Annotated in this window: 10 protein-coding genes; 4 read left to right on the top strand and 6 right to left on the bottom strand. The window is 70.2% G+C overall.

Going from position 1 to position 12931, the window contains the following annotated elements:
• Window positions 1-29: 29 nt before the first annotated feature.
• The 4 genes from DAI20_RS16590 to malQ form a co-directional block, all read right to left on the bottom strand.
• Window positions 30-1025: a proline iminopeptidase-family hydrolase gene (locus DAI20_RS16590; protein ID WP_108252825.1), complete on the bottom strand. Its 996-nt coding sequence runs from the start codon at window positions 1023-1025 to the stop codon at window positions 30-32.
• Between the two features lie 298 nt (window positions 1026-1323).
• On the bottom strand, window positions 1324-1791 hold the full coding sequence (locus DAI20_RS16585) for a hypothetical protein (RefSeq protein ID WP_159085115.1): 468 nt from the start codon (window positions 1789-1791) through the stop codon (window positions 1324-1326).
• 181 nt (window positions 1792-1972) lie between these two features.
• Complete coding sequence (locus tag DAI20_RS18830) at window positions 1973-2116, bottom strand: cupin domain-containing protein (protein WP_205781484.1); 144 nt, start codon at window positions 2114-2116, stop codon at window positions 1973-1975.
• Between the two features lie 392 nt (window positions 2117-2508).
• On the bottom strand, window positions 2509-4614 hold the full coding sequence (malQ, locus tag DAI20_RS16575) for a 4-alpha-glucanotransferase (protein WP_108252823.1): 2106 nt from the start codon (window positions 4612-4614) through the stop codon (window positions 2509-2511).
• 91 nt (window positions 4615-4705) lie between these two features.
• On the opposite strand from malQ, the gene DAI20_RS16570 reads away from it, so the two are divergent.
• From DAI20_RS16570 to DAI20_RS16560, 3 genes are all read left to right on the top strand, one after another.
• Complete coding sequence (locus DAI20_RS16570; protein WP_108252822.1) at window positions 4706-5521, top strand: alpha/beta fold hydrolase; 816 nt, start codon at window positions 4706-4708, stop codon at window positions 5519-5521.
• Window positions 5522-5940: 419 nt separating this feature from the next.
• Window positions 5941-8010, top strand: a complete 2070-nt coding sequence (locus DAI20_RS16565; RefSeq protein ID WP_108252821.1) for a M6 family metallopeptidase — start codon at window positions 5941-5943, stop codon at window positions 8008-8010.
• 185 nt (window positions 8011-8195) lie between these two features.
• Window positions 8196-9098, top strand: coding sequence for an alpha/beta fold hydrolase (locus tag DAI20_RS16560; RefSeq protein ID WP_108252820.1), 903 nt, complete (start codon window positions 8196-8198; stop codon window positions 9096-9098).
• Window positions 9099-9255: 157 nt separating this feature from the next.
• Here DAI20_RS16560 and DAI20_RS16555 read toward each other — a convergent pair whose 3' ends face one another.
• Both DAI20_RS16555 and DAI20_RS16550 read right to left on the bottom strand, forming a co-directional pair.
• Entirely contained in the window at window positions 9256-9687 is a 432-nt protein-coding gene (locus DAI20_RS16555) for a flagellar biosynthesis protein FlgN (RefSeq protein WP_108252819.1), read from the bottom strand.
• Window positions 9688-9868: 181 nt separating this feature from the next.
• Entirely contained in the window at window positions 9869-12409 is a 2541-nt protein-coding gene (locus DAI20_RS16550) for an ATP-dependent Clp protease ATP-binding subunit (protein ID WP_108252818.1), read from the bottom strand.
• A 157-nt stretch (window positions 12410-12566) separates the two neighbouring features.
• Here DAI20_RS16550 and DAI20_RS16545 point away from each other — a divergent pair, with 157 nt between their 5' ends.
• Complete coding sequence (locus DAI20_RS16545; RefSeq protein ID WP_240606132.1) at window positions 12567-12845, top strand: DUF8836 family protein; 279 nt, start codon at window positions 12567-12569, stop codon at window positions 12843-12845.
• Window positions 12846-12931: the final 86 nt, after the last annotated feature.

The following is a 12931-nucleotide window of genomic DNA, read 5'->3' as shown; positions in this document are numbered from 1 at the left end:
GGGGAAAGAGCGGGTTGGAGTGGCGGGTTCTAGGCGGCCGAGACGCCGTCGTGGTCGTCGAACTCCGCGAGCCAGACGCCGATCACGCGGCGGAACTCCTCCGGCTGCTCGAGGTGCGAGCAGTGGCTCGCCCCCTCGAACACGTGGGTGCGGGCGCCGGGGATGTTCTCCGCGAACGGAGCCCACGTCTTGGGCGTCGCCTCGTCGTGCTCGCCGGCGACGACGAGGGTCGGCACGGTGATGCCCCTGACCTCCTCGACGACGGACCACGGCTGGAGCGTGCCGATGACGAAGAACTCGTTCGGCCCGTTCATCGTGTGGTACACCGTCGGCTCGGCCTCCATCTGAGCCTCGCTCTCGTGGAAGTCCTCCGGCATCGGCACGACCCGGCACACGTGCCGCTCGTAGAACACGGCGACGGCTCGCAGGTACTCCGGGTCCGTGATCGTGCCCGCCGCCTCGTGCGTGTCGAGGGCCCGCTGCACGTCCTCGGGCAGCTCTGCGCGCAGGTCAGCCGCAGCCTCCATCCACAGGGCCATGGATGCGGGCGAGTTGCAGATGGCAAGTGAACGCAGTCCCTGGGGCTTGCGGATCGCGATCTCGGCGCCGAGCATCCCTCCCCAGGACTGACCGAGCAGGTGGTACTCCGACAGGTCCAGCGCCTCGACGAGGTTCAGGAACTCGTCGACGAACAGCTGCGGCGTCCAGAAGTCGGCGGGCGCATCCGGGCGGTGCCCGCTGTTGCCGCAGCCGTACTGGTCGTAGTGGATGACCGCGCGGCCAGTCTCGGCGGCGAGGTGCTCGAGGTTCTTCAGGTAGTTGTGCGCCATGCCGGGTCCGCCGTGCAGCACCACGAGCGGCAGTGCCCCCGGGCGCTTCTCCGCGGGCTCGGTGATGCGCACCCACGTGTGTGCGTCGAGGAACGGCACGTTCCGTTCGGTGACGGTGGAACCGGCCGCGGCACTCGCCGCGCCGTCCTCGGTGCTTCCTGTGCTCTCGGTGCCGACGACTTCGGTGCTCGACATTGCTCTCCCTGCGGTGATCCTGGGGTTCGGCGGCGGAAGGTTCGCGCCGGAGGTCATCCTTGCCCTCTGCCCACGACGCGCCTACCGCGACATCCGTGAGTTAACGCAGGTGTAACACTGCAACCAGGTTTCGACTACCCGAACAAGCCGTAACGGGACAAACAAGCGCCTCCACGGGGGCTCGTTCCGAGAACCGACACGACCTGTGCCTTACCGCTCGGAACATCGCGGTTGGGTGCTCGGGAGGCTGACCGACCGGGCAGGATCGACGAGCGGACCCACCCGGCCGGCCGTCCCTCTATCGTCCGGGCCTCGACTCCGTCCCTGTAATGGCGAACGACTCGTCGAGCTTGACGGTGAGCTGGGATCCGTCCGCGAGCACGATGTGCGCCTCGTAGGCCGACCCCTCCGCATCCGTCTCGACGCGCTGGACCGTCGCATCCGGATACTCCGCCTCGACGGCGGCGGTGACCTTCTCGGCCTCGTCGCCGGTGAGCAGCGTTTCGACCGTCCCGTTCTCACCGACGTGACCGCCCTGGGATGGATCGCGGTCGCCGCCGCCCCGGTGGCCGCCCGCGTCGTCGCACTTCCCGTCCGTGGCCTCCGTGCTGTCCGTGCCCTCGGGGGTCGGCTCCGCGGTGGCCGTGGGGCTCGGCGTTCCGGTCGCCGCCGAGGCGACTCCGGTCATCGCCGCGCCGAAGGCCCCACCGGCCAGCACGGACGCGAGGATCGTTCCTCCCATCAGCACTCTCTGCGTGTTCTTCACTGTTCCTCCCTCTCTTCGCGTCGCCGGGCGACGGCGCGTGCAGGAACAGTGGGGTGAGCCGGTATGAGGACCATTGGGAGGACCTTGCAACGAGATAAGAAGCCTGGGCCGGAGCAACGGGAAAGGACGGTTGAGGGGGAACCCTCAACCGTCCTCGTCGGCCGGTCGTCGCGCCTCTCGGCTATGTCGACGTCGTCGCCCAGACCGATGCTCCTTGCCAGTCGATCGCGACCACGGGTTCGTCTCCCAGCACCCAGGCGTCGTGGCCGGCCGGCAGGGACGTGATGGTGCCGGCCTCCGCCTCGAGTTCCTGGCCGTCCGCCATCTGGACGTGCAAGCGACCCGACAGGTGATACTGCTGATGCGGCGCCTCGCACAGGTCCGTGCCGGCGACGGGCTTGACGTCGGTGGTCCATCGCCACCCGGGTTGCAGGGTGATCCGTCCGATGACGGCCCCTCCGGCCAGGTTTCATGAGCTCGAGCCGCCAGTTGTCGCCCTCCCGGACCTCGTCTGGCGTGTCGAACGACACGTGTTGCAGTGGCTGATCCATCACTCCTCCTCATTGAGGCGCACTCGGATGAGCGCGTAGGCGCCATAAGCTACTCGGCGGCCGCGCCGGAGCGGGGGTTGCCGCTACTGCTTACTCAGCAACGCTGCCACCGAGATTCATGCACGGGCGGCGCGCATAGACCCACGGCCTCTCGCCAGGCGAGCCCCTACAGACCCATCTCCCGTACCAGGGCCGCCGCGCGCTCCGACCGCAGCACGTCCTCCAGGAGCACGGGCTTCTCGTCCGGGCCGGAGAGCGGGATGCGCCAGTTCGGGTACTCGTCCAGCGTTCCCGGCTGGTTCTGGGTGCGACGGTCGCCGACCGCATCGGTCAGCGCGACATTGAGGAGGCGGGCAGGGGACAGGGTCAGGTAACGGTGCAGGGCCGTGATCGTCTCCTCGACCGACGGGTCCTCGCCGAGCAGGTCCCGCCAGCGGAGCTCGTCGAGCCAGCTGCCCCGCTCCTCCTCGTCAGCGGCGGCCTCCTCCTCGACGGGACGGGTGAGCAGACCGAGCCGATCACGAAGCTTCACGTGCTCGCCCACGAGGTAGCCGGCGCTCGGCGGCAGGTCATGGGTGGTGACGGACGCGAGGCACAGCTCGCGCCACTTCTCCGCGGGCAGCGGGTCGCCGTCCTCGTCGCGCTCGAACCAGAGGATGGACGTGCCGAGCACCCCGCGCTCGAGCAGGTACTCGCGGGCGGACGCCTCGACGACGCCGAGGTCCTCCCCCACAACGACGGCGCCCGCGCGCTGCGCCTCGAGGGCGAGCACGCCGATCATCGCCTCGTGGTCGTAGCGCACGTAGGTGCCCTCGGCGGGTGTGCGGCCCTCCGGCACCCACCACAGCCGGAAGAGGCCGATGATGTGGTCGATCCGCACCCCGCCGGCGTGCCGCAGCACGTTGGCGATCAGGTCGCGGAACGGCGCGTACGCCAGCTCGGCCAGGCGGTCCGGGCGCCACGGCGGCTGCTGCCAGTCCTGCCCCATCTGGTTGAAGGCGTCCGGCGGCGCGCCAACGCGGATCCCCGTGGCGTAGGCGTCGCGCAGCCGCCAGGCGTCCGCACCGCCGGGGTGCACCCCCACGGCGAGGTCGTGCATGATGCCGAGCGTCATGCCCGCGTTCACGGCCCGACCCTGCGCCCGCTGCAGCTGCTCGTCGAGCACCCACTGCAGCCACATCTCGAAGTCGATCTCGCCCTCGTTCTCGGCGGCGAACGACGCGACCTCGTGCCCCGTCGCGTTCCGCAGCGGCTCGGGCCACTCGCGGGCGTCGTTGCCGTGGTGGATCGCGAGCACGTTCCAGGTGGCGAACTGGCGGAGCGCGGCGCCGTGTCGCTCGCGGTAGGCGCGGAACTCGAGGTCGCGTCCAGGGCGGCGCGGCGCGGCGTGCAGCAGTTGCAGGGCCTCCCGCTTCGCCGTCCAGGAGGTGTCGCGGTCGATGAGGTCGAGGTCGTCGACCCGCTCGTGCACGCCCTCACCGAGCGCGTCGATGCGGGAGCGGGTCTCCGCGTCGAGCCAGGCGTACTCCGGCACGTCCTCGACGCGCAGGTAGAGCGGATTGAAGAAGCGGCGCGAGGACGGCAGGTACGGCGACGGCTGCACGGGCGCGACCGGTTCCGCCGCGTGCAGCGGGTTCACGAGCACGTAGTCTGCGCCGAGGTCCGCGGCGGACCAGACGGCGAGGTCGGTCAGGTCGGAGAGGTCGCCGACTCCCCAGGACTGCCGTGACCGCACGCTGTAGAGCTGGGTGGCGAAGCCCCAGGACGCGCCCGCACCGAGCGACGCGGGCAGGCCGAGCCAGCGGGGCGTGACGATGAGGGTCGTCTCGGCGCCGTGATCCCCCGACGTGACCCGGGCGACGTGGTAGCCGAGCGGAAGGTCGCCGGGAAGCGGCACGGAGACGGAGTCCACCGCCTCGCCGTCGACCTCGCGCGACTGGCGGGCCGCGCCGCCCGCCGCGAGCTCGCGATCGGTGCCGGACTCGAGGTGCAGCACGACCTCGAGGTCGGCCCCGTGCGGCACGTGCACGACGAGGGCGGCGTCGTCGCCCTCGCGGACCACGACCGAGGGCGGCAGCATCCGGCGCCACGCGTCCAGCTCGCGCTTCTCGAGGGCAGTCGCGGGGTCGGAGGCGTCGACGCCCATGGCGGCGAGCACCTCGGCGATCGCGTCGTCGGGCACCTCCACCACCTCGTCCTGCCAGTTCTCGAAGGACGTGGACACGCCGTACGCGCCGGCGAGCTCGTGAAGCGGGGAGGGCGAATCGGTCATCCTTCGATCATTACCGGATCGATCGGGACGTGCGAGGAAAGCGCTGCCACGATGGGTCGATGATGCGGCACGGACGGAACGGGAGGCTCGCATGACGTGGGATGCCGTCCATACGGTGCGGCTCCCGTCCGGGGTGTCGCTGGCCTATCGCACGAGCGCCCCGTCGTCTGCTGATGCCCCGACTCGGGCACCGCTCCTGCTGCTGCACGCGTGGGCCGAATCCTCGCGGTCCTTCGGCCGGCTCCTGCCGCTCCTGCCCGCGGGCGCGCCGGTCCTGGCGCCTGACCTGCCCGGCCATGGGGCATCGGACAAGCCGCGGGCGGGGTACGCGCTCGCCCAGGTGTCCGACGACGTGGTCGCCCTCCTCGACGCACTCGACGTGCCGTCGGCTCTGCTCGTCGGATCATCGAGCGGGGGCTACGTCGCCCAGCAGGTCGCGGTGGATCATCCGGATCGCGTCGACGGGCTGGTGCTGGTCGGCGCGCCCCGCAGCCTGCACGGGCGGCCGCCTTTCGCCGACGACGTCGACGCGCTGCGCGATCCGGTCGACCCCGCCTGGGTGCGGGCGTCGCTCGACTGGTTCCCCCGGCACGTCCACGTGCCGGAGGAGTACATCGAGGACCGGGTCCGGGATGGCACCGCCATGCCTGCGGCGGTCTGGGCGGCGACCCTCGCCGGGCTGTCGGAAGCGCGACCGCCCACGGAGACGGGCGTCATCCGGGCCCCCGCCCTCATCATCCGGGGCTCCCGGGACCAGCTCGTCCTCCGGCAGGAGCACGACGCGCTCGCCGCGGCGATCCCCGGATCGCGCCTCGTCGCGTACGCGGACACGGGGCATCTTGTGCTCTGGGAGCGGCCGGAGAGGATTGCGGCCGACATCGCGCGGTTCCTCGCCGACCTCTCGTGACCGACGCGTGTCCCCTTTTTTGGGGGACCGCCCGTGTCCTCCCTTTTGCGGACACCGCCGCTACAGTGATGACAGCGCCGAGAACCCCGACTCGGCATCACAACCGGAGAAAGCCCGCGCATCCCCCGTGCCCCGGCTTCTCCGGTCGGAGCGCTCGACGACCCGTCCCTTTCGTCGCGCTCCGTCGGCCCGGCCACACGCTCCCCCCGTGCGGCCGGGCCGCCCTTCTTTCCGCCGCCATTCCGAGGCGGGCGCTCGCGTCGGCCGGCTCCGCCCCGTCCTCCGGCCACTCCGCTACAGCGGCCGCGGAGAAGATCGCTCTATCGCGGCGTCGAACCCTGCTGTTAGCCTTCGGCACACCTGTTTCCGCGATGACGAATCTCGGCACCGCGGCGTCGACAACTCTCTCAAGGGGAACCATGACGAAACGATCCACCGCCGGCGCCGTCGCGGTGATTGCCGCCCTGGCGATCACCGGCACCGCCCTTCCCGCATCCGCCGCGCCTCTGCCCACCGCCGGCGACGACATCATCACCCTCTCCGTGGGTGACGACCTCGCGGGCGGCAGCTACGAGCTCCAGTTCGAGAAGGTGTACGACCAGGCGGCGGATGCCGACACGGATGTTCTCCTGTACGCACCGGTGGGCTGGAACGTCAACGGCGGAGCCGGTGTCGTAGGCCTCGATCCCAGCGCCGATCCCAATCCGGACGACACCTTCGTCCCCTGCGGCGGGGATGCCGCAGTGCACTCCCTCACCCAGGAGAAGATCGACGCGCTGGGCGACGAGCTCGCGACCCATGTCGTTCCGGTGGACGAGGCCCACTTCGGCGAGATCGGGGACGCCGGCCAGAGCGGAGAGGATCTCGTCACCCTCCTCTACAACGTCTTCGACGACGCCTTCTACGACTGCGAGGCCGGTTCGTACACGGCGGGGTACTTCGCCCCCCAGTTCATCGACGAGTACCAGATGAACACCATCGTCATCGACACGAACGAGTTCACGACGATGACGGGCAACCCGGAGACGAGCACCGACCTCACCAACGAGGGCGTGATCGCGCACGAGCTCGAGCACCTCATCCACAGCTACAGCGACGCCGGCGAGATCTCGTGGGTGGACGAGGGCCTCGCGGACTTCGCCATCTTCCTCAACGGCTACCCCGTCGGAGGGTCCCACGTCACCTACTCGCAGGTGTTCCACCGCGAGACGTCGCTGACCCGCTGGGCCGGCGGACTGGAGAACTACGGCGCCGCATACACGTTCTTCCAGTACCTGTGGGAGCGCGCGGGCGGGAACGGCACGGCCGCGGGCGACCAGCAGTTCCGACCGGACGGCACCTACAGCGCCACCGCCGGCGATCTGCTGATCAAGACGATCTTCGCCGAGCAGGGCGACGGCATGGCCGGCGTAGCGAACGCGATCACGACCTACAACGCGACGAACGGCATCGCGGCCGACGTGCCCTCCGTCGAGCAGCTCTTCAAGGACTGGTCACTCGCCGTCTACCTCGACGACGAGACCGACAGCATCTACGACATCAAGTCCGTGGACATCGGCTCGATCGACTCCCAGGGCTGGACGATCGACATCGCGAACGACGAGTTCTACGGCAAGCGCGGTCAGTACACCGGCGCGACGCCCGAGGGCCGCTTCGCCCATTCGCCGAAGGTGCCCGCTCAGAATGCGCTGCCGTTCGGCGCCTCCTACGAGACCTTCCGCAACCCGGGCAAGACCTTCTCCGTGGACTTCACCGGCCCGGAGACCGTCCAGGTGGTTCCGCACACGGGTGACACCCACTGGTACGGCGGCGCCACGAGCCAGAGCGACAACATCCTCGACGTGAGCACTGCGGTGACCGGCGGCGAGACGCTCGACTTCTGGACCTGGTACTTCATCGAGGAGGGCTGGGACTACGGCTTCGTGGAGGCCCTCGTCGACGGCGTCTGGACGACGGTGCCGGTGACCGAGGTCGGCGGCGGGGAGATCACGACCGATGAGAACCCGCAGGGCGCGAACGACGAGGGCAACGGGATCACCGGCACGTCGGGTGGAGCGTACTTCGTGGACGAGCCCGAGTACATCCACGTGCAGTCGACGCTTCCGGTCGGCGCCACGGACGTGCGCTTCCGCTACTCCACGGACGCCGCGTACCTCGACACCGGGTGGTTCATCGACGACGTCCTGATCGACGGCACCGCGGCGGACGTCGCGAACGGGTCCGGCTGGAAGCTCTCCGACGGCGCCCAGTACAACGACTGGTCGGTCCAGGTCGTTTCGACCTGCGATCTCACGCCGGGCGCGACGATCGCGGGCGAGACGACCGAGCCCGGGCGCTGGGTCTACCAGCTCTCCGGCTCGTCGATCCACCAGCGGTTCACGCAGTGCTCGACCAAGGAGTCCTTCACCGTCGTGATCTCCAACCTCACCTCCGGCGACATCGACTCGCTCGACGCGCCCTACACGTTCCGCGTCAACAAGGTGAGGTAGCCCAAGCGGATACGGAAGAAGAGTGGCCGAGGCTTCGTCCTCGGCCACTCTTCGCTCATTTCCCCGCTGACACACCACTACAAATGTAGTATCGTGTGCAGCAGAAGCCCCACTCCTCTCGGGGGAACCGGTGCGGGACTCCTGGCCGGCGGCGTCGTCCGCCGACGAAGCCGGAGGAGGACACCATGACCGAAACGCTCATCGCTCCCGAACTTCCGCGAGTCGACGGCATGCGGCACCGCATGCTCGATCTGCCCGGCCTGCGGATGCACGTGGCCGAGGCGGGAACCGGGGAACCCGTTCTGCTGCTGCACGGCTTCCCGCAGCACTGGTGGGAGTGGCGCGACGTTGCTCCGCGCCTAGCCGAGCGGCATCGCGTGATCTGTCCCGACCTCCGGGGTGCCGGCTGGACGGACGCGCCCCGCCGTGGGTACTCGCGGCGGAACCTCACCTCCGACCTCGTGGCGCTGCTCGACGCCCTCGGCATCGACCGGGTGCGGCTGCTCAGTCACGACGTGGGGTCGATCCTCGCCTTCGCGCTGTGCATGGAGCATCCCGACCGGGTTGTGAGCCACGTCGCGCTCAGCGTGCCGCCGCCCGTCTCCACCGTAAGCGCGAGCATGATTCCGGCCATGCGGCACCTCTGGTTCCAGGAGGCGCTCGCCATGCCGGGGCTCGGCCCCCGCCTGCTCGGGTCGCGCAGGGCGCGGCTGCCGCGCTACCTCTTCTCGCACTTCACGGCGTCCCCGCTGGACCCCGCCGCGATAGAGGTGTTCATCCGGCCGCTGCGGCAGCGGGAAATCGCGCGAGCCGGTTCCGCGACGTGCCGGCATCTCGTGCTCCCCGAGCTCGGCCGCCTGATGACCGGACGCTACAGGCGGGTCGGGCTGCGGACGCCGACGCTCATCCTCTTCGGCACCGGCGAGACGGCGCTCACCCCGGACATCGTTCGGGCGTCGATGCGGAACGTCGACGCCTACGCCGACGACATCCGTCTCGAGTTCATCGACGGCCCGGGACACTTCCTCGCCGACGAGGCGCCGGACGAGGTGGCGCACGGCGCGCTTCGGTTCTTCGCCGAGCACTGATCCCGGCGCAGCGCGCACTCGAACCGACGCAACCTCCATCGTTCGCACCGTTCGCAATTCAGGTTCAGCTGCGACACGCCGCATCTCGGAGGCTCGAAACGCGGCGTGTCGCAGCACAGCCTGAATTCGGAACACGGGATCGCGTGCCCGGTAGGGGCTACTCCGTGTAGTCCTCCGGCGAGACCGGCAGCCGCAGGCCCTCTCCCATTCCCGCGGTGCCGCGGGAGCGGAGGAGGGCGTCGATCTCCCGGCCGCGCTCCACGGCCCGCGTGGCCAGGTCGCTCAGCGCGCGCAGGTGATCCGTGAAGATCTCGCCCCACGGGCCCGGCGGTGCGTACCGGGGCAGGGTGGCGAGGGTGAGGCCGGGAAGCACCACCCACTCGTCGGCCAGGGCGACGATCTCGATGTCCCGGCTCAGCACGACCGGGCGGAGCCGCCCGAGCGCCCCCTCGCGCGCCGCCAGCGCCGCATCGATGCGGCGTCGGTCCGACCCGCGCAGCGCATCGGCGAGCTCGTGCTGGCGCTCGAGCACCACCTCCAACGCCTCACGCTCGCGCCAAAGGAGCGCAGTGAGCTCGATCGCTCCCACGTTCCTCCAACCCGAGCGTCGCAGTCAGTGTCACTGCAAGCCACGCGCGACGCAACCGCGGCGCGACCTCCGCGCCCCGATCCTTCAGCCGTCGGCCGCCGCGAGCTGCCCGCAGACGAAACGGCTCCGGCCGGGATCGACGGGACGATCCCGGCCGGAGCCGTGAAGGAGGGCGAACCCGCTAGACGAGCGCGGGCTCCGCGGCCGAGACCGTGAGAACGCCGTCGGCGACGGCGACCCGGGCCGTCGCGCCCGGCTCGAGCTCGGAGCGCACCAGCAGCTCGGCGATCCGGTCCTCCAGCTCGCGCTGCACCAGGCGGCGCAGCGGTCGCGCGCCGTACTCGGGCTCGTACCCGTGCTCGCCGAGCCAGTCCACGGCCTCCTCGCTGACCTCGAGCGCGATGCCCTGAGCCTTAAGGCGGGCGCGCGTGGCGTCCAGCATCAGGTTCACGATCTGCCGCAGCTGACCGCGGTCGAGCCGGCGGAACAGCACGATCTCGTCGATGCGGTTCAGGAACTCCGGTCGCATGGCCTCACGCAGCTTGCCCATGACGCGGTCGCGGAGCTCCTTCTCGGAGCCGAACCCGCTCGCGTCCGACTGGGCGACGAAGCCCATCGCGCCGCCGCGGCTGGCCAGGAACTCGGATCCCAGGTTCGAGGTCATGATGACCACGGTGTTCCGGAAGTCGACGGTGCGGCCCTGGCCGTCGGTCAGGCGACCGTCGTCGAGCACCTGGAGAAGCAGGTTGAACACGTCGGGGTGCGCCTTCTCGATCTCGTCGAGCAGCACGATCGAGTACGGGTTGCGCCGCACGCGCTCGGTCAGCTGACCGGCCTCGTCGTACCCGACGTATCCGGGAGGGGCGCCGACGAGACGGCTCACGGTGTGACGCTCGCCGAACTCGCTCATGTCGAACCGCAGCACCGCCTTCTCGTCGCCGAACAGGGACGAGCCGAGGGCCTTGGCGAGCTCGGTCTTCCCGACGCCGGTGGGGCCGAGGAAGAGGAAGCTGCCGATCGGGCGGTTCGGGTCGGACATCCCGGTGCGGCTGCGGCGGACCGCCTTGGCGATCGCCGTGACCGCGTCGTCCTGTCCGATGACGCGCGTGTGCAGCGTCTCCTCGAGCTCGGCGAGCCGCACGCGGTCGTCTTGGCTGATCTGCGCGGCGGGGATGCCCGTCGCGCGGGCCAGGATCTCGGCGATGTCGGCGACCCCGATCACGGTGTCGGCGGACGGCACCGAGGCGGGCTCGGCGGACTCGGCCTGAGCGACGCGCTGGCGCAGGTCCTCGATCTCGTCGCGCAGGCGAGACGCCTCCTCGTAGCGCTCCTCGCTGACCGCGTGGTTCTTCGCCGACTCGAGATCGCCGAGGCGCGCGCGCAGGGCGGCGACACTCACGGACGAGCCGAGCGACAGACGGCGCCGGGCACCGGCCTGATCGATCAGGTCGATCGCCTTGTCCGGCAGCATGCGGTCTGAGACGTACCGGGCGGACAGCTCCACCGCGGCGCGGATCGCATCACCGGTGTAGGTCACGCCGTGGTGCTCCTCGTACCGCGCCTGCAGGCCCGCAAGGATCTGCACGGCGTCCTCGACGCTCGGCTCCGGCACGAGGACGGGCTGGAAGCGGCGCTCCAGGGCGGCGTCCTTCTCGATGCGGCGGTACTCCGCGAGGGTCGTCGCGCCGATGAGGTGCAGCTCGCCCCGGGCAAGGCGCGGCTTCAGGGTGTTGGCGGCGTCCATCCCGCCCTCACCTGCGCCCGCCCCGATCACGGTGTGCAGCTCGTCCAGGAAGACGATGAGCTCGTCGCTGTGCTCGGCGATCTCCGCCATCAGCTTGGTGAGCCGCTCCTCGAACTCGCCGCGGAACTTGGTGCCGGCGACCATGCCCGGAAGGTCGAGCGCGACCACCCGCTTGCCGCGCAGCAGCTCGGGAACGTCGCCGTCGGCGATGCGCTGGGCGAGCCCCTCGACGATGGCGGTCTTGCCGACGCCCGGCTCGCCGATCAGCACCGGATTGTTCTTGGTGCGGCGGAGCAGGATCTCGACGGTCTGCGCGATCTCGTCGGCGCGCCCGATGACCGGGTCGATGCCGCCCTCACGGGCGCGCGCCGTGAGGTCCGTGCCGTACTGGTCGAGCGTCGGGGTGTCGGACTCGGGAGCGGCCTGCGCCTGCGCGGCCTGGCCGCCCGAACGGGCGGCCCCGAAAGCGGCCTGCTGGAGCGACTGCGGGGAGACCCCGGCGCCCGCAAGCAGCTGGCCCGAGACGGCATCCTGATTGAGCGCGAACGCGAACAGCAGGTGCTCGGGATCGATGTAGGTGGAGCCGGACGCCCGCGCGACCTGTGCCGCGTCGAAGAGCGCCCGCTGGGCCGACGGCGTGAGCTCGCGCGGCGGCTCCTGCGGCTCGGTCGAGGAGGCGGGGAGCCGATCCTCGATAGCCGTCAGCAGCGCGGCGCGGTCAGCGCCCGCGCCCTCGACCAGATCGGCTGCCGGGGACTCGCTGAGCAGCACGTGCAGCAGGTGCAGCGCGTCGACGACCGAGTGGCCGAGCGAACCGGCGTACTCAATGGAACGACCGAGGATCTCATTGCTGCGGCGGCTGAGCAGCCTGCTGATGTCGACGGACCGCTGCTGGCCCGCCCGCTGGTTCTGCAGCAGCCGGGCAAGGAACGCGTCGAATGATCCGTCTTGGGCGACGGGACCGAAATACTGAGGCAACGTACCTCCTGTGGAAACTTGAGTGCCTTCGACTCAAGTCAACGCCACCGGGTCCGGTTCATTCCCGCCCCGGGATTCGCCCAGGGAGAACATCCGCCTCATCGAGGAACAGGTTCCGACACAAGGAATACGAGCCTGACCTGCGACGTTGCATCCGATGACGGACAGAGGAGGCACCGTGAAGGGTGATCGGGTCGAGGTCGTCGTCGATGCTGGCGACGCAACCCGTACGTATGAGATCGAGGCGACCCGGGCAGGACGACGGGTCGACATCACGCATGGCCGAGGCCTGGTCGCGGTCACCGAGGTGACCCGCGGCGGCACGGCGATGCGCACGGCGCGATTCATGGCCAACCGCGTGATCGCCGTGGTCGAGCACCCGGCGGCGCAGGAGAAGGGCGCGGGTGAGGTCGTGACGCTCCGTCGCTCGGCGTGAGCTCGAGGACCCTGCAGGCCGGTCGATCGGGGCGGGACCGGTAGAAGACGTCCCTTCGACAAGCTCAGCGACCGTGAGGGTCACCC

This window comes from Planctomonas deserti (genome assembly GCF_003067705.1).
Taxonomy (GTDB): domain Bacteria; phylum Actinomycetota; class Actinomycetes; order Actinomycetales; family Microbacteriaceae; genus Planctomonas; species Planctomonas deserti.
This window is presented reverse-complemented; position numbering and strand designations above follow the sequence as displayed.